The 18,966-nt window shown below is 42.9% G+C and carries 11 protein-coding genes; all 11 read right to left on the bottom strand.

From position 1 onward, the window contains the following. Positions 1–2,712 (bottom strand): GH116 family glycosyl hydrolase (locus Q0502_RS05730; RefSeq protein ID WP_298648281.1); only part of this gene is annotated, 2,712 nt, incomplete at its 3' end. A 4-nt stretch (positions 2,713–2,716) separates the two neighbouring features. Further along, the gene (locus Q0502_RS05735; protein WP_298648284.1) at positions 2,717–3,769 is read right to left on the bottom strand and encodes a hypothetical protein; all 1,053 of its coding nucleotides are present in this window, start codon (positions 3,767–3,769) and stop codon (positions 2,717–2,719) included. A gap of 227 nt (positions 3,770–3,996) precedes the next feature. Further along, on the bottom strand, positions 3,997–4,917 hold the full coding sequence (locus Q0502_RS05740; RefSeq protein WP_298648287.1) for a hypothetical protein: 921 nt from the start codon (positions 4,915–4,917) through the stop codon (positions 3,997–3,999). Positions 4,918–5,110: 193 nt separating this feature from the next. After that, a complete protein-coding gene (locus Q0502_RS05745; protein WP_298648290.1) occupies positions 5,111–6,958 on the bottom strand; it encodes a RagB/SusD family nutrient uptake outer membrane protein in 1,848 nt (615 codons plus the stop codon). 12 nt (positions 6,959–6,970) lie between these two features. Continuing rightward, on the bottom strand, positions 6,971–9,970 hold the full coding sequence (locus tag Q0502_RS05750; RefSeq protein WP_298648293.1) for a TonB-dependent receptor: 3,000 nt from the start codon (positions 9,968–9,970) through the stop codon (positions 6,971–6,973). A gap of 124 nt (positions 9,971–10,094) precedes the next feature. Next, positions 10,095–11,354 (bottom strand): DUF4185 domain-containing protein, encoded by a 1,260-nt coding sequence (locus Q0502_RS05755; RefSeq protein WP_298648295.1) that lies wholly within the window; start codon positions 11,352–11,354, stop codon positions 10,095–10,097. A gap of 72 nt (positions 11,355–11,426) precedes the next feature. Next, positions 11,427–12,626 carry a glycoside hydrolase family 172 protein gene (locus Q0502_RS05760; protein ID WP_298648298.1) on the bottom strand — a complete coding sequence of 400 codons (1,200 nt, stop codon included), beginning with the start codon at positions 12,624–12,626 and terminating at the stop codon, positions 11,427–11,429. Positions 12,627–12,757: 131 nt separating this feature from the next. Continuing rightward, positions 12,758–14,533 (bottom strand): L-fucose isomerase, encoded by a 1,776-nt coding sequence (locus Q0502_RS05765; protein WP_298648300.1) that lies wholly within the window; start codon positions 14,531–14,533, stop codon positions 12,758–12,760. A gap of 256 nt (positions 14,534–14,789) precedes the next feature. Continuing rightward, positions 14,790–15,785 carry a LacI family DNA-binding transcriptional regulator gene (locus tag Q0502_RS05770; RefSeq protein WP_298648302.1) on the bottom strand — a complete coding sequence of 332 codons (996 nt, stop codon included), beginning with the start codon at positions 15,783–15,785 and terminating at the stop codon, positions 14,790–14,792. Between the two features lie 285 nt (positions 15,786–16,070). Further along, complete coding sequence (ychF, locus tag Q0502_RS05775; RefSeq protein WP_298648304.1) at positions 16,071–17,174, bottom strand: redox-regulated ATPase YchF; 1,104 nt, start codon at positions 17,172–17,174, stop codon at positions 16,071–16,073. 175 nt (positions 17,175–17,349) lie between these two features. Beyond that, positions 17,350–18,294, bottom strand: coding sequence for a quinolinate synthase NadA (gene nadA, locus Q0502_RS05780; protein WP_298648305.1), 945 nt, complete (start codon positions 18,292–18,294; stop codon positions 17,350–17,352). Between the last annotated feature and the right edge of the window lie 672 nt (positions 18,295–18,966).

Consider the following 18,966-nt stretch of genomic DNA (forward strand, 5'->3'; position numbering starts at 1 on the left):
CAACATCAGATGGCTTGCCACCTGGTATTCAATTCCGGTCCAAACCTCGTTACTATACACAAAAGGTAAAGACAATGCCCCCCCTTTGGGCCATGAGCAAAGCAGTAATCCCCCGTCTTCACCACAGGCATAAGTCGGCCGTTGCGGATTGTAATGGTCGAGTAATGTTATCTTCAGATTATACCTGTATACGGCCTTTAAATGGCTGGCCACCATCTCACTGTCGATAATTTCCGGAAGCCCGCAGACAGAAGCCATCCACATACCCAAAATGCCATCCGACAAACATCCTGTCCCATATTGATATTTCGGACCTTCCTTTCTTAACAAAGCAATGGCTTCCGGAGAATAATTACCTCCGAATGACAACGCTTCCATGGGGTTCGGGGCATTCAATTCTTCCCATTGTATTTTTTGAATAAAATAATCTCCGTCGAAAAGTTCACTTTCCATATATTCTTTCCCTTTCGCCAGTAAAGATTCATATTCTTTATACGGTTGTTTTAATCCCCTGCTCATTTCAATAAAGGCGGTCAATGCTCCCAGATAAAAACCGGTACACATACCGTTAGGCCCCCAGAATTCAATATCATAAGTATTATGTTGAGGTTCTTTCAAATAACCGTTACGTTCGGGATCCCATGTACGGATGCAATAATCGAGGCTGGTTTTTACATACGGGTATAGTTCTCTCAGCCATTCCGTATCCCCACTGATATGCCAGTCCCGGTAAATCTTCATAATTCCTCCCAATTGCCCGTCAACCGCAGCATGAAAATTATGCGATGGCGGTGTAATGGGAATGTTGGAGCGAAAATTCTGATGTCCTTCTCTATTCTGATTGATCCTGAACTCTGTTTCACGCAACGTTCTTTCCAATCCGGGAAAAAGATGCGGAACAGCCTGCGCATAATTCCATACGTGGGTACAACTTCCGTGACAGGAACCCACTTTGTCGCCACAACCCTCCCATGCCCAGAAACGGCCGTCGCTCTGCCTCAGTACCGTTGGAGATTTCAGTATAGTTAAATTGGCCGCAATAGCTTCTATTACTTCAGGAGGCAAGGTGGAATTATAGAAAGCATCCCTGAAAAGTCCGCTGTTACTCTTTAATTTGTCTTTGCAGGATTCCCAATACCGGATCACATCCCCCAGGTTTTTGAACCGTCCGGCATACCAGGGCTGGTAATAAGGATTTTTCTCCAGGGATGCCCTCTGGTCTCTTAATTGCTTCAATTCTTCGGTCTCGATATTCTCCCATCCGGGATAGCTATCCCCCTCAAAATCGGCAATCAAGATTGCAGTTGAAGACGGATCAGAAAGGGTTTCATTTGAATCATCCGTCAACACAAACTGATCGGCAAGAATATGTCCCCATCCTTCGGTACCAAGATCACCTATTTGTATATGCGCTCTTTTGCCGGTATATTTCCTTATGTCCCATATTTTTTCGGATAATGTTTCGGATTGATTTCCCGTCGCCACTTCCATCACTTTTCCATCCACAACTAAACGGACAAAGGTTTTATCTTTTTGATTTCCTCCCCCGATTAAAAATTTCAGGTATTTTCTGTTAATAATAAATTCAGGAGACTGAATGACGCCAATTGCCCCATCGCCGGACGGATCAAAAGAATTTAACAATTGGTTCCCCATAAAGCCGGAAACATGTTGTTGGTGCGGTGCTGTCCCTTTTGACGGCTTTCCGGCGAATGCCTGCCCCGATATGATCCCCTGCCCGATGGAAAGTCCTGATTTAGGAAAATACCAGCAGAAATTCACCGTGATTGTTTTTTCTTCTCCCGGAGCTAAGGTTAAGGATACAAATATAGACGCACCCGGTGAGATACCTGCAACGGGAGGATTGTTCACCATCTTTCCATTACGTATATTCTCCCACAAAATGGATTGTGAGTCGAACCAGCCTCCTCTAAACCAGCAATAATCGACTACCGCCTTATTGTCCGATACGTAGATACCGAAAGCGCCGTCTTTTTCTCCTGCCGACTTAGTTAATTTAAAACCCTGCCCGATGCCGTCCGTGATTTGCCCTCCATTGTCAATAAAATTTCGGGAATTATATGAGAACACGGCTTCTATCGTTTCTTTTGTATTGTTTCTGAATGAATATTCCAGCATACCGACCGGCAAACTTGAATTATCTTCATCGGTAGGGATAAACGGGCTCCAGCCTGTAACTTTGACGTCCAGAGGAACATCTCCATCCTCTAAATCGATGTAAGCAAAAGGGAAACGTGCTAAAAACGCAGCCTTTGAAAAGCGCGGCAATCCGTAACTTTTGTCTCCCCGGCCAAGTCCGCTGTCAGGAGGCCCGAATAATTTCCATGAAGGAACCTGCGCTTCCAGAACCTTCGAAACGTTCTTTCCTTTTATATGTATTGCTGCAAAAGCGTAAGGTTCATTGAATATATCCGGATGGTTTTGCACCGACAGATGCGAAATGGCACCCGTACCTTCCAGACAAAACATGCCGGCCCCTATGCCTCCAATAGGAAAGGCGATTTTGCTCAAGTGTTCATTTTCGTATTTTCCGTTAAACTCCCTGCCCCTTCTTCCTGTTTGGGAATTGAGAGACTGCGATACATTGTCCGTTCGCTTAATCAGGTTCTCCGCTGAAGATATGGATGGTAAATTTACAGCAGCGATACCTCCTAAACTTATTTTTTTTATGAACGATCTGCGATTGGTCATATCATTATTTCTTTATTTCTTGTATAAACTTTTCTGTTGAAAGCGGGGTAATCCCGAAAATAAACCGTTCCCCGTTTTTAAAGGGTGATTTCAATTCGAAATTCTCGATTGAAATCCCGCCCGGTATAGGCGCCTCACTGGCCCAATAGGTAAAACGTCCGCTGACTAACCCGTTCAGTTTCTCCTGAGGGTTTTTCTTTATCCAATATTGCGTTGCGTGCTTTCCTCTGTATTTCCAATGCGAATGTGTGCCGGGTGCATACACAGCTTTGCTGTAATCTTTTTCATTGGGAGCCGCTATAAAATAGACGTTTTCCTTTTTATCGCGTATCATCTCCTTTTGCGAAAAACAGGCATGTGAAGTAAAATGGATATCCTTGTAATCGGGCCATAATTCGAGTGAAGACTTTTGTCCTTCTTTCAGGAATAGTGTTCTCAAACGGGCTTTGTTACCCATTGTGGCCGTTGTTATGAAATAATCCAGATCCACGGAACCGTCATAAGTATTCGTCGTTATTTCAAATTCGTAAGGGCGGGATTTGAAGAAACGAAGGCGTACATACACCCTGGCTCCATTATCAAAAGGTTCGGAAAAGACATAAAGGGTCAGCGTTTCCTCCCCGTTTATTTTTTCAACGACTCCCCGTGCCGGGTATGCCTCGGCTGAGGGCAACACAGCCATAGCGTCATCTGAGCTCCAAAAACGTTTTCCTCTTTCTCCCTTATCGAGGCTGCTCATTTCAAGCTCCGAAAATCCGCGATGTTCACTTCCCTTTGGGATCGGTTCAAAAGCGATGAAATTCATCACCTCGGCAAATTCATATTCCAAATAGGGGGTGTAAATCCTGATCAATCCCCTGGGACCGGGTAATGGAGCCAATCCCACCATTATACCGTTAGCGTGCCCCCATACCGGCATTGCCGGTTTTCCCCGTGCAGGCTGTATCCATACTCCTACCGTGTCGGGAGGCGCTAATTGCTTCCATCCCGGTAAGCTTTGCTGAGCGTACGAAGGAGTTATTATCAGCAAAAATAAAAGGAGTAAGAAGGGTCTCATATTTTTTGTTTTATATAAATATTCGTTGTATTGGAAAAGTAAAAATTGGAGTCTTTAATGAACATTTTCGTTAAGCTAAATGAGCATAGGTCAAACTTGTTTAGCCTATGCCAGAGCGAGAAAATTTTAAAATACTTCTATTCGCGGGAACTGCAATTACGGGTAGTTACAGTTCCCCGAATAGAACTGATGTAAACAATATAAAATTAATCAATTTCCATCTTTAATCAATTAAAAGGTAAATTTAAATCATAGTTTTCCGGAACGAGAATCAATGCCGTAATACCATAAAATAAAGCCCATTGTGTATTATGAGGACCCGGTTTCAGGGTTAACTTTATATTCTGGCTATTATCAGGAATAATATCGTCCAATATGACTACATTAGATTGATTTTTAGATGTATATAAAAGCCCGCTTTTTTCATTCTGTCCCGTGGCTGTATATTCTGTCTCGGTAACGTTGCCGTCATCGATTGTTGCATAGATGACAAATGTATATTTCGTATCCTTTTTCAATTTAGACAGAATAAATCCGGCTGAAGCGACATTAATACCATCGTTGAAAAACATGTCGAAAGCAACATTATCCGGAAATCCCAATGTATTGGTATGAGCACTTCTATCCAACCAGTTAAATGATCCGGCGACTTCAATCGCATATTTCGATACAAATCCGTTTAAATCTACCAGTCCCTGCAATTTATCTGACGGGCTCACCATACAGTTGAACGGACTATCCGATCTTATCGTACCAAAATCTATAAATATCGGATAATTAAACTGAAAAGCCTGATTGATTTTCAAGGTGGAAGTATACGACAGTTTTCCGTCCTCCGATTCTACCCTCAAATAAGTATATCCGGGTTTCAATCCGATAAGGGTAACAGAGTTATCCCCATTTTCAACGAGGCTTGCCAATTCCTCATCAGTAACACTCCATTTAAATTTTTCCGCAGCTGTTGTTTCGCTGTCAAATATCGGAGTAACTGTTATTTTATTATCTTCATCAGTTTCCATTATGATATTACGTTCCGGAATCCTCACATAAGGTCTGTTTTCACCTTTTTCATAACCAACTTCGTCGGCGCATGAACCAAGCAAGACCACAAAGAAAAAGAAACATATTATATTTTTAATTGATTTCATATGATTAAAATTATTGATTTTCAAAGGTATCATATGGAACTCGCTTTTAATCATCTTGTTGAGTGTGATGATGTTCATGCTCGTTTCATATAATCAAATTTAAACTTGTTAATAATCAATTGTTTGTTAAAGGAAGAGTGCTGGAATCCATAGGTCAATTTCAATCTGTGGATTCCAGAAACTCCTATGATATCTATTCGTCCTCAGTCCAACCGGGACCTTGTACCAAAGAACGTTGAGTTATATCAATCTCACTTTGAGGAATCGGGAACCAATAATGTTTCGTTTCAAATACACGGTCTTCACACTTAACCCTTTCATAAAAAGCGTTATCCTGTAAAGATGTTCCAGCCATAATGTTCATACAATGAATCGGCTTGTTCTCCGTATCCTCGGCTGTTCCCCAACGGCGGACATCCCAATACCGCTGACCTTCGAAAGCCAATTCAATCCTGCGCTCACGGTGGATAGCTTCCCTCATTTGGTCTTTGCTCAAACCTGTTGCCAAATCCGGAATTCCGGCTCTGGATCGGACTTTGTTTACGTACAGATACGCTTTAGCCGGTCCTTCTGCTTCATTTATGGCTTCGGCATAGTTCAGATAAATCTCGGCCAACCTCATATAAAGCCAGGCTTTCCGCGTATAACCTGCCCCTGTAGAAGGATTTGCATCGGGATTAATAACTTTGGCTATCAGGTATCCGGTTTTGCAGTAATCGCTACCGGCACCGCGTCGACCATCTTTTCCGGTGTACCAGAAATCGCAAGTTGTTCCCAGCCATCTTTGCCCTGCAAAATTAATCGACGCATAAAAACGGGGTTCCCGGTTTGCATACATTTTCCGGATACCTATGGGGCTCCAGCCATTGTCTCCTTCAGCCGAAGTATAACCTTCCTCTTCATAGCCTGATACAGTATTGATTACCGGGGTCAGTCCATCATTCTTATAACCGGTTATGGGAACCAGGCCGTTAGCCATTTGGTATGCATCCACCATTTCCTGCGTAGGATTCAGGATTGAGAATCCTTTTAAACTAAGAATAGTACCGCAATTGTCCAAGTGATTATACCATTCCACATTTCTCCAGAATATCCATTCGTCATTATAAAGTTCCTGGTGGATACCCCGGTAGTTATTTACATAATCGGGGAGCTTTGCATTATAGAGTTTATGACCGGCATTTTCCAAGGCGGTTATACATTCCAACGAAGCTGCTGCCGCCTTACTCCATTTGGTAGCATCGTAGCTGGTGGGGAACAAATGAGCGCCGTCATTGTCTACGAAGTCTGTAAAATGTGCATGTCCGTTGTAGACAGGCGATGCAGCATACAGCAGTATTCTCGATTTCAAAGCCCTAGCGGCTCCTCCCGAAGCTCTACCTACATTTTCGCCTGTAAACCGTACCGGCAAAAGCGATATGGCGCGGTCGCAATCATCCACGATAAATTGAATACATTCTTCCAGCGTATTTCGCTTAACGGTAGTATAGTCCCCACTTGTCGGAAGTACGTGATCGGTAATGGGCACCGGTCCGTAAGTCCTGACCAATTGGTAGTATGCAAACGCCCGTAAAAGATAAGCTTCTCCTTTCCATTGGTTTCGGATTGCTTCTGTGAACTCTACCGCATTACTTTCTTCGGGCAAAGGGGTGTTGTCTATGTTTTCCAGAAAAATGTTCGCCTTACGGACTCCCATAAAACACTCATTCCATACGGGACTAATGCTATAAGAATTACTCGAGTTCATAGACCCGTTGTTCAGATAATGTGAAGCAGCGCCGCCATAGGCAATCTCCATTTCGTCACATCCGGCAGTAAACGGATTTCGTGCCCATGTGTCGTTCAACCCACACATATAATTCAATTCTGCCGGCAAATGCATATAGGTATTTGCCAACCAACGTTTCGCCGTTGTATAATTCTCAAACACTTCTTCCACTGTCATATCCCCTTCGGGCAATTTATCCAGATAATCATCACATGAGGATAACCAAATTGCTACAAAAAGGATTCCGGCATATTTTAAAATTTTTGCTCTCATAATATAAAAAAATTAGAAGTTAATTTGCGTTCCGAAATTTATGGTGCGCTGTAGCGGGTAAGCATCACTGATGTTTTGTTCCGGATCAATAATTTTAAGTTTGTCAAATGTCAATAAATTGGAACCGTTCACAAAAATCCTGATCCCTCCAATCTGTAATTTTTTCATCCATTCTTCAGGAAATGTATAACCGATTTCCGCATTTTGCAATTTCACATAACTTGCGTCGCGCATATAAATGGTCGAATTGCGGTTGTTATGTACATTATTCGCGGCAATAACCGTCGGATATTTGGCTTTTGAATTGTCTGCTCCCGGTACCCAGCGATTGTCGTAATACTCCCTCAACACGTTATAGTTCGGATATTCCAGTGAGAACGGATACATTCCTTCTTCCGTGAGGAAAGTGCTGCGGTTGGCTACTCCGGAAAATTGCACGGATGCATCAAAGTTCTTGTATGCCAGGCCTCCGCCAAAACCAAACATGATTTCGGGTATTTGGGGATGTCCGATAAATATCCTGTCTTTTTCATTGATAACCCCGTCCTCATTCATATCCTTGTATTTTATATCTCCAGGTATTATTGTCGTCTGAAATTCGGATTTAGCCCAATTGTCTATCTCTTCCTGATCCTTGAACAAACCTTCAGCCACCAATGCAAATGCCTGTGTGAGCGATGTTCCTCTTGTCTCCTGATAGGGTTCTGCCGGGGTAGCTGTATCGTCTTCTATTATTTTATTGCGGGCAAAAGTGAAGTTTCCTCTCAAGGAATAGGCCAATCCGTAAGAGGTGGTATTTTTTAATTCGATAGCCGCATCAAATCCTTTATTATCCACAATCCCGACATTACCGTAAGGGGTGCCGTGAGGAACCAACCCGAGAAGGGCAGGTAACTGGGCCCTTTTCAACAAAATATTTTCGCGGCGCTCTTTAAACGCATCAATCTGCAAACTGAATTTATTAAATAAACCGAGATCCAATCCTACGTTATACTTGGTTGAAGTTTCCCAGGTTAAGGCTACACCAAATTTCTTCTCTTCAATTCCGCTCAAATAAGTTTGTCCGGTTCCATACCAATATCCCGTAGCGGCAGTATTGACTGCGGTAACGTACAAAAACCTGTCGCCGCTCACTAAATCGCTACCTACCTTTCCTGCTGATCCCCTCAGTTTAAGATTGTTTACCACTGCCGGATCCCAGAATTCTTCACTTGAAACCACCCATCCCAAAGACACGGAGGGGAAAAAGCCATACCTGTTTCCTTTAGGAAATTGTTCCGATCCGTTATAACCGAAATTAAACTCTGCCAGATAACGATTACTATAATTATACGAAAATCTTCCGACAAGCCCTTGGTGACGGTTGGGCAAATTATCTATCGAGGTACCTGCGGTCAGGTTTTTGTACTCTTTCCTGTTTACCAGCAACATGGCTGCCACATCATGAAGACCAAACTTCCGCGCATAATTAAGGGCACCCTCCCAATACATGGAATAATTGGAATCCTGAATATCGACCTTATAACCCATAGTTCCTTGTTCGCGCCAAGTGCGATAAATGTAATCCCCCTCAGCATCAAGGTCCGTAACCTGTTTTACTTCAAAGTCAACCCGTCGGGCTACTTCGTTTTTGTAATAGTGGTCGAATGCAAATTTCCCGCTTACCGATAAACCTGGCGTCACAAGTTTTGATAAATCCCAGCGCGCAGCCAAATTCCCTTGATTGTTACCGATATACATTTGAGTATATCCGGTTTGCGTTGCCAAACCGTAAGGATTACCAATAAGGTATGCAGTTGTACCCCCGCCGGCTATCGATCCATCCGGATTCCTTACCGGATAAATCAACGGCGATGTCTGGCGTATAGCAGACCAAATAGCACCGGCGCTGGTGCCTTGATAACTTCGATCTTGAATGGTGGTAGCTAATCCCAATTCAAGAGACAATTCCTTGCTTACATTGACATCTATGTTAGACCTCAGGTTATAACGGCGAAATTTTCCTCCGTGAGTTCCCCAATCATGCGACTTGTCTTCTTTATACAAACCGTCTTTTCCTACATATCCAAGGTTTATATAATAGCGTGCCACTTCATTGCCTCCCGAAACATTCAGGTTGTGTGTTGTTTGCCAAGTGTCTTTTTTGAATACCTCGTCTATCCAGTTTACATTGGGATGCAGGTATGGATCCGATCCATCCCTGAATTTTTGAATATCCTCGGCAGACCAAGGTAACGACGACAGTTGGGAATTGAATGCAGCTTCATTCATTAAGGTTGCAAACTCATAGGCTTCTATATATTGGGGAAACCGCACACCCTCCAGGGTAGCATATTCGCCGCGGTAAGTTACTTTCGGTTTTCCTTGCACCCCTTTCTTTGTGGTGATAAGAATAACCCCGTTCGCCCCTTGTACACCGTACACTGCCGTAGCCGAAGCATCTTTCAGGATTGTGAAACTTTCAATTTCCTGAACGTTCACCACATTAATATCCCGTTCTACCCCATCTACCAAAATAAGCGGAGACGTAAAACCCGATCCGGTGTTGAGGGTTGCCATACCGCGTATATAGAGGGCTGCTCCGTCGAATCCCGGTTCGCCGCTGGATTGGCGGGTAATAATTCCGGGAATTGTCCCGCCCAATGCATTTGACAAAGAAGCTGCCGGAACCGCCTGAAGTTGTTTTACTTCGGCATTGGAAACAGCACCCGTTACCGACACCTTCTTTTGGGTTCCGTAGCCGATAACCACTACTTCATCGAGGGCTTCCGTTTCTTCCTCCAAAAATACGTCAATAATACCTTGCTTCCCTACTTGAATTTCTGTTTCCTTGAACCCGACGTACGTAAAACGAAGAACCGGATCTTGTGTCGTCAGATGAATGGTATAAGTACCGTTTATATCAGTCACCGTTCCATTTGTAGTACCTGCTTCCATCACATTCACTCCGATGAGGAGTTCGTTTTTCGTATCCATAACACGCCCGGTAACTTTTTGTCCCGATTGTGCCATACCAAACAATATGTTTCCTATGCACATTAGGGCAATAAGAAACAATTTTCCAAAATGTCTGTTTTTCATACTCTTTACGACTAGTTATTAATTGTTCAATTTGTTTAAAACAATAAGATTTATATTAATTTTTCTTTAATATCGCTTTCATCAACACAACTTCATACGGATTCCATGTTGACATGGTAAAATAAATGGTGGTAGAGTAATGATCGCCTGTTGCAAAATGCTCGAATTGATATGGACCATATTCGCCGCCCCACTCATTTTCACGTCCTGCATTATGTACATTATCGCAATTACTGTGTAACCAACTCGTATGCATAAAATGACAATATCCTCCGTCCTCCCATGGACGAAATATGGCTTGCGTTTCCGACCAGGGACCCCAGGGAGTATCCGATGTTCGAAGGTTTATTCCCCGAGGTTCAGGTTCTCCATGATTATACAATAGAATCCATTTTTTGATGAATTTATTATAGGATGCCGAAAGTTCCCCTACACCCGGGGTGGTTAACTGGAAAATCGGTTTGGCATATTTTTCTTTTCCAGTCCATACCGGCTTTCCATCTTTAATTCCGGCAAAATACTGGATCGAACTTCTATTTTTTATTTCGGATACCGGCTGGTAAGCCAAATAAATATGGCTTTGCCGGTAACTTCCGGATCCAAACATAACTAAACCGTCTCCTTCGTGAGGTGGTAAAAAATTCCAATCCGAGTTTTTTACTCTGACTACAGACACATTAATAAATTTAGATACAGATAAATCATAAACTTTAGAATATAGACCTTTCAAGGCATTTGTTCTATTTGCCGTAGCTAAAACGGAACGCCCCATGGTAACCTTATCGCTATGATCTGTTGTTATCCATATAAAAAATTCGTTATCTATCACTATCCCTTCCGTGGGGACTTCAAAGGCTCCTGTAGTATTAACCCCGGGTATAATGATACCTTGGTATATTCCCGTATCGTCAGTTACAAAATCGAGTTTTAAACCGTCTTCCGGAGTTTTATCCGTCGTATATCCGATTGCGTCATGTAATCCGGATTGCGGACCCCACGTATCTCCAAACAATAGCCATGTCGTATCTCCATCCTCGAAGGGTACTCCTAAGTCGGTGCCTTCCATTCGGTAACGTGAATAGCATTGACTAAGTGTCAGCTCATTTAAATGTTTATCGTAATCACCTGTCACCTGGCAAATTTTAGTAGCCTGTTGAACTATTGTGATGTCCGAAGGAATTGTATTAGGAGTGTTTCCGATAACGACCGATTCTTCAGATTCGGATTCTCCTGTTTCCGGATCGGGAGAACTATCGGAACATGCCAGCCACAAAAACGCCACAGAAATATAAATTATGAGATACTTCTTTTTCATACATGCAAGACTTGTGGGTATAGGTCGTGAAACCTATGCGCATCGGATTTCAAAAAGGGTATTTATATTTCATCACTCATTTCCCCACAATTGCGGATCATTCCCTTTTGCTTTCCGCCATGCATCTCTCCAACGGTGCATGTCCATATGGTTGATGAAGGGCTTGGGCTTGCGTATTTCCTTAGAAGGTGCCGGAGGTAGTTTCACGGCACTGTCCTGATACCAGTAAGCCACAGTGGCAAGATCAAGGGTGAGGTTGTTGTTATGCCCTGTTTCGATGGTTCCCTTCACTTCGGTTTCAAAGAAGATGGGGTCATTGATAAAGAACCGGTATACATGGGTTCTTCCCAGCCAGCCAATATCATTATTCACCCTCGGATAACCGAAATGGGGATGCGAGAACGGCTCTTTCGGACACCAGGAAGTATTGAAGAAGTCCTCCGTACCGGTACCGATCAGAGAAGGAGTCTTCTCTCCGTCGATAAACCACATATCATCCCCCTCTCCATACCACATGGGAGTGGGGGAGTGTACATAGTAATTGATCCCTACAAAATGGCCTTTCCCTTTGGTATTAATAAAAACATAATTCCGGTCTAACTGGGTATTAGGTTTCCATTCACCAGTCAACGCCCATTCGGTCTCTCCTTCGGGTAAGGCTTTGGACAGACTGTGATTATACCAGGCGTGAAAACGGCCCATTCCTTCGGGAAGTTCCGCCATCTCCAGGTAATCAACATAGAAATAGAAGGCATTGATCGTTTTATCAGTCTGATTTTCAATTTCTATCCTTGCTCCTTTCTCAAACGGCATTGCGAAATAACTGCTCAGTCCCGTTCCGTTCTCAGGTCCTGCCGACAGGGGAAGCGAGGCGTAGTTGTACCGTTCATTCCACCCTTGGCCGAAGAAAGGCCCGATGGGCGATTCTACCGAGGGATAGTCGTTTCCGTCCCAATACATCCTGATAATGATATCGTTCCTGCTTAACTCACCGGGTGGCGGGGCAATGGTGATCCAGATATGGTTGATCACACCGGTACCTTTTATCTCCGCAATGGTTCGTTTTTCACCGGGGCTGAAAGGTTCCAGGTGGTCACGGTTTCCTCCCGTAGGGTCGGTACTCGATATCCTCCTGTTTTTCATGCCCGATTTCAATTTTGCCAGCTCAAACATATCCCCCATCGGCTCCGTCTGGGAAAAGAGAGGGAATGAAAGCATAATCCCCAGAATAAGGGTGCTCAATTTCAACATTTTAAAATTAGTTCTCTTCATTCTATCTATTTATTTGGTTTATTGCTATTCCGATAGACTGGAATCTATGATCCACTTCGTTCCGATTCGCATATTCATCACATTCATTTTATTCTTGAGGTAAATATCTTGAATCTGAACGTCTTGATTCTCTATCTGTACAATGGCCCGTAAGCAGCACAGGCACGGTAATCCGCCCCCTCGTTGTCGGAACCGAATGCGGACCATGCATCCGGACGGAAGATCTTTTCATCCTCCACATTGTGCATGTTCACAGGGATAGAAAGTGCTGAAGCCAGCGTGATCAGATCGGCACCGATATGGCCGTAGCTGATGGCCCCGTGGTTCGCCCCCCAGTAATTCATCACCGAGTAGATGTCCGTAAAGCGACCTTTACCGGTGACGCGCGGTACGAAGAAGGTAGACGGCCAGGTCTTGTCGGTACGTTTGTTGATTACATCAAATACTTCAGGCGGAAAATTGGCTGTCCACCCTTCGGCGATCTGGAGTACCGGCCCTAATCCTTTGATCAGGTTCAGACGGCACATGGTAACCGGCATATCCGCCCTGGTCAGGAATTGCGAAGAGTACCCCCCGCCACGCATGTATTCAAGCGACGCAGGATACCAGGTGGTTGCATCGAGCATCTTCTCCACTTCTTCCTCACTGATCTCCCAGAAAGGTTTCATGACGGGATTACCGTTTTCATCCGACTGCTGACCGGTACCGTCAAGGGTACATGAACCGGAGTTAATGAGATGAATAGCACCGTCTTTCAATATTCCCTCAGGCTTCCAGCCGCTTACCCGTTCTATGGCTTCGGGGCTCCAGTAGGTGCGTACGTCGGCAAAGATCTGGGAGGTATTGGTAAGCAATTGGTTGAATAACATGCTGATACCGTTGAGATGATCATCCTCGGTAGCAAAAGTGAATGGTTTCCGGATTCCATTCCAGTCGAATGAGGAATTGAGGATCGCCTCGGAAAAATCACCGTCGGGCAGAAAATCGGTCCACTGCCGTTGTCCCTGAAAACCTCCCGCTATGGCATTGTGTCCGAGCGCTTCTTCACCGTATCCCATGGTATCCAGAGCCGGATTCCCGGTCATCAGGTCGCGCATGATCAGTGTCATCTTCACCACAAACTCCCAGTTTTTATCTTTCTGCTCACGGCTGTGTTTCAGGTGTTCGGGATTAAAATCCTCCCCTTCGCGGCTCATACAATGTTCTTTTGTCCACTGCATCGCTTTTTCAAATTCCTCATGATCATAAATCCCGAGTTGAATCCGGCGAAGGATTTCGCTCGCATCCACAAATTCGGTACGCATACCGAGGTACTCTTGCAGAAAATCGGGATTGGTCATGGAACCGCCGATTCCCATCGAGACGGAACCGATGGATAGGTATGATTTTCCCCGCAGGATAGCCACGGCAAGCCCTGCCCGTGCGAAACGTAACAATTTCTCCTGTACATCGTCCGGTATAGCCGGGTCGTTCATATCCTGTACTTCCCTTCCGTAAATACCGAATGCAGGCAATCCCTTCTGGTTATGAACTGCCAGCGCAGCCGAAAGATAAACCGCGCCGGGCCGCTCGGTACCGTTGAATCCCCAGATCGCTTTCGGTATACTGGGATTCATGTCAATAGTCTCCGATCCGTAACACCAGCAGGGAGTAACGGACAGGGAAAGACCTACATTCTCTTTTTCAAACTTTTCAGCGCATAATGCAGCTTCCCTCACACCCCCTATACAAGTGTCGGCAATTACACATTCTACCGGAGAACCATCGGGATAATGAAGATTTTCGCGGTACAATTTCTCTACACTTTTCGCCAGATTCATAGTGGTATCTTCAAGAGATTCCCTGATGCCTCCGCGCCTTCCGTCAATAACGGGACGGATTCCAATTTTAGGATAAACCTGTTTCATACTCTTATTTTTTATATTATGGTTATATGGAATTGACTATCCTTCGGACGTCGAATTGAAAATCGGTGTAGCCAACGGCTGTTCAGCAATAATATTCTGTCCCGGTAGTAATAATTCAAAGTCTCGTTTCATAACTCTCCTCTTTATAAATCATCTATAGTTAAACGTTTGACTTTATTTTGGAAGTCTTCCCTTACAATTCATCATAATAATATAGTGAATGGATTAATCGTTTAACTATCCGTAGAAAATAATATTAAGTGATTAATTCAGCTTCCAGAAAAAGTTTATGGATTTTTACGTCTTTGTTCTCTATTTGTCCGATCAGCAATTCTAAAGCTTTTCTTGCCATTTCTTCGACGGGCTGTTTAATGAACGGCACTCTAAAGGGAAATAAATTTATAGCATCGGTCTCATCGAAACACATTACCTGAATATCTTTTTGAATGAGAAGCCCATGTTTAAGGAGGGATTTCACTCCTGCAATAGAGATAGTATTGGTAGCAAAGAAAATGGCATCTACCTTTTTTTCACACTCTAATAATTGTGAAATTGCCTTGTCCATATCTTCCTCCAAACATTGATAACTGACCCCCTTCACATGATCAGGATCAGAAAGGCCGGCATCTTTCATAGCCTCAATGAATCCCCTCTTGCGCTCGTTCGTATGAAATTGATCTTGTTTGTAAGTTATAAATGCCGGATTTTTGTATCCCTGATCCATCAATTGCTTGGTGGAACGATAACATACTTCATAGTTATTGATCAGCACAGAAGGAACGTTCAATTCCGGGAACCCCCTGTCTACCAAAACCAACGGTTTTTTACCTTCTAAAATCGATTCGATCAAAACCTCACTGCCTTCAGCAGGAGTGATAATCAGGCCGTCCACCTGCCGGGAGTTGAGGAATAGGATCATTTTTTCCATCTCTTCCAATTTTTCATTGGTATTTCCTATAATCACCGTGTATCCCTCTTTCTCCGCATAATTCTGAATATGTAATGCCAGAGTACCGAAAAAAACATTTGAAATATCAGCGACTATCAATCCGATCGATTTTGAATGGCCCATTTTCAATCCTTTGGCGAGACTATTGGGTATATAATTCAATTCAGCCGCTTTCTCCACAATTTTTTCGGACATTTCCTTACTTACCCTGCCATTCTTGTTCTTTCCATTCAGTACAAGCGACACGGTAGCGGCAGAGACTCCCAATTCTTTTGCTATCACTTTTAAGGAAACTTTTTTCACCTTCAATACAGTTAATAACGTAAGTTAACGCAAAAATACAAGGTTAATCGATTAATTAAAAATTATTTTCTATGTTTTATAACATATTTACGCCCTATAAGCCTTATTTGTACCAATTCTAAATAAACAGACCCGCTAATTCAGTCGTCAGAGATATACCCGGAGCGGATTTTCTATAAGAGTAATTTCTCTATCGTGGACGGTGATAGAATTGAGATACCTGTATCTAGCACACCGGCATATAGATAGTTATCAATGGTAGAAAATTTAATAGTTTACTAGCCGTTACACATTAAACCTGAAATGCATAATATCGCCGTCCTGTACTACATATTCCTTCCCTTCCACATTCATTTTTCCTGCTTCTTTCACGGCATTTTCGGAACCGTAGGTAATAAAATCCTCATATTTGATCACTTCAGCCCGGATGAAACCCTTCTCAAAATCGGTATGGATCACACCGGCGCATTGCGGAGCCTTCCATCCTTTCTGGAAAGTCCATGCACGTACTTCCTGGACACCGGCGGTTAGGAATGTTTGCAGATCCAATAGACTATAAGCGGCTTTAATCAGGCGGCTTACCCCGGATTCTTCCAACCCGATCTCATTCAGAAACAGTTCACGCTCCTCATAAGTATCAAATTCAGCTATTTCAGACTCTATCTTTGCCGCGACAACCAATATCTGGGCATTTTCGTTTTTTACGGCTTCACGTACGTTTTCTACATATTGATTGCCGCTCACAGCACTCGCTTCCTCCACATTGCATACATATAATACGGGCTTTGCCGTTAAAAGGAAAAGTTCGCGGGCAATTTTGTTTTCGTCTTTCGTATCGAAAGCTACGGTACGTGCCGACTCACCCCGTAATAACGCTTCACGGATCTTTGAATATACTTCAAAAGCAAGTCTGGCATCTTTGTCTCCTCCTGTCTTAGCCTGTTTTTCCACTTTGCTGATGCGGGCTTCAATAGTCTCCAAGTCTTTCAATTGCAACTCGGCGTCAATGATCTCTTTATCGCGTACAGGATCCACCCGGCCATCTACGTGGGTCACATTTTCATCGTCAAAACAGCGCAACACATGCAATATGGCATCTGTTTCACGGATATTGGCCAGGAATTTATTGCCCAAACCTTCGCCCTTACTGGCGCCTTTGACTAACCCGGCAATATCCACTATCTCGACAGTAGTAGGTACAATTTTCTGGGGATGAACTAATTCCGCCAGCTTATTCAACCGCTCATCGGGAACTGTAATAACCCCTATATTGGGTTCAATGGTACAGAACGGAAAATTTGCCGCCTGCGCTTTCGCATTCGACAAACAATTAAAAAGAGTAGATTTCCCCACATTGGGAAGTCCTACGATACCGCATTGCAGAGCCATATTTCTTAAGACTTTAAGACCGCTTCGCTACAAGAACCCCTAAGCAGGACTCGTAGAAAAAGCGGTATACAAATAATTTTTTTCGGCTGCAAAGGTACAAAAAAGAGAGCAGTTATACATATTATTAACCGAAGGCTCATTTAAAATAACGATAACACCTTACAAAACAGTCAATTCATAAGCCATATCGTGCCGATATTTCCAGCATCCGCTCGATGGGTCTCACCGCTTTTACTCTTACCTTTTCATCCACCACAATTTCCGGTTTTTCATTTTTCAGGCAGAGATACAATTTTTCCAATGTGTTCATCTTCATATAGAAACACTCGTTACAAGCACAAGTGGAATCTTCCGGCGGAGCAGGAATAAATTCTTTATCGGGATTTTCTTTCTGCATCTGGTGTAAAATTCCCGCTTCGGTAGCCACGATAAACTGTTTATTATCGGAGTGGGTTGCAAATTTTAAAATGGAGGAAGTGGAACCCACATGATCAGCTATTTCCAACAGATATCTGGGACATTCGGGATGAGCCAGCAGCAAAGCATTGGGATATTCTCTTTTCAACTCTAGGATCCTTTGGAGGGAAAATTGCGCATGTACATGACATACCCCGTCCCACAGAAGCATATTTCTACCGGTCAGTTTATTGATATAATCACCCAGGTTCTTATCCGGACCAAAGATGATTTTTTCATCTTCCGGAAGCGATTCTACTATCTGCTTTGCATTAGTGGAAGTAACCACGATATCCGTCAGCGCCTTTACGGCTGCAGTTGTATTTACGTAAGAGATGACCGTATGATCAGGATGTGCATTCACGAATTTCTCAAATTGATCGGCTGGACAACTTTCGGCCAGAGAACAGCCGGCATTCAAATCCGGTATAAAAACACGTTTCTCCGGACTCAGAATTTTAGCCGTTTCACCCATAAAATGTACACCACACAATACTATGATATCGGCCGTGGTTTTAGCAGCCCATTGAGCCAACGCAAGACTGTCCCCTACAAAATCAGCGATATCCTGTATTTCCGGTTCCTGATAATAGTGCGCCAATATAATGGCATTCTTTTCCTTCTTCAGTAACTCTATATTCTGTACAAGTTCTTCTTTTGTCATAGCCTATTTTACTTTCTCCTTTCCGGAATGCAAAAGCTTCAATGATTTTTCAACCGAATTTATATTTATTATATATAGTTTTAAATTTAAAAAAATATATGATATTGGTAATTGTATGTTGATACTGTTGATGACTTTTTACCGGATAAAGTAGGTAATAATGTTATTAAACTTTAAACCTATATTATCAAAACTTATCCACAGATATATTTTTATTTTTTCTCTGTAAATGTGATAATTACAAATGTTATCATAAAATGTTTACAAAGGGCAAAGTTAATAATTTATTTCTTTTACGGACTATTTTTCCTGTTGAAAAGTGGCTGAAATCTTTCCAATAAAAAAAATATCTTTTTTTGGGGAATCCGGGATTTTTTACAACAGATCATTTTTTCTCTTTTACAAATTATTTTATCAATTTCTATCTACACTCATTTCACAAGTTATCAACAATTATTCGGCTTGCGCCTTTATTTACTTATTCATGAGATTCGCCCTTCAGGCGTTTATTCCACTTTGAGACATCTTCCATCCACCTGGTGTTGTTCATTTCTACTTTCATCAGGATTGACTAACCCTTGACTATCTATAGAATAACCACCAACTGTCTAAATTTACAAAGTAAATTTGAATGACTATTGAATTATAAACTGAATTAAATATCTAAAAATT

This window comes from uncultured Proteiniphilum sp., from assembly GCF_937873925.1.
In the GTDB taxonomy this organism is placed as follows: Bacteria; Bacteroidota; Bacteroidia; order Bacteroidales; family Dysgonomonadaceae; genus Proteiniphilum.

What these genes read in the sequence shown, in the direction of transcription:
- Q0502_RS05735 (WP_298648284.1), bottom strand. Translation starts at nt 3,769, where the DNA reads ATGAGACCCTTCTTACTCCTTTTATTTTTGCTGATAATAACTCCTTCG.
- Q0502_RS05740 (WP_298648287.1), bottom strand. Translation starts at nt 4,917, where the DNA reads ATGAAATCAATTAAAAATATAATATGTTTCTTTTTCTTTGTGGTCTTG.
- Q0502_RS05745 (WP_298648290.1), bottom strand. Translation starts at nt 6,958, where the DNA reads ATGAGAGCAAAAATTTTAAAATATGCCGGAATCCTTTTTGTAGCAATT.
- Q0502_RS05750 (WP_298648293.1), bottom strand. Translation starts at nt 9,970, where the DNA reads ATGGCACAATCGGGACAAAAAGTTACCGGGCGTGTTATGGATACGAAA.
- Q0502_RS05755 (WP_298648295.1), bottom strand. Translation starts at nt 11,354, where the DNA reads ATGAAAAAGAAGTATCTCATAATTTATATTTCTGTGGCGTTTTTGTGG.
- Q0502_RS05760 (WP_298648298.1), bottom strand. Translation starts at nt 12,626, where the DNA reads ATGAAGAGAACTAATTTTAAAATGTTGAAATTGAGCACCCTTATTCTG.
- Q0502_RS05765 (WP_298648300.1), bottom strand. Translation starts at nt 14,533, where the DNA reads ATGAAACAGGTTTATCCTAAAATTGGAATCCGTCCCGTTATTGACGGA.
- ychF (WP_298648304.1), bottom strand. Translation starts at nt 17,174, where the DNA reads ATGGCTCTGCAATGCGGTATCGTAGGACTTCCCAATGTGGGGAAATCT.
- nadA (WP_298648305.1), bottom strand. Translation starts at nt 18,294, where the DNA reads ATGACAAAAGAAGAACTTGTACAGAATATAGAGTTACTGAAGAAGGAA.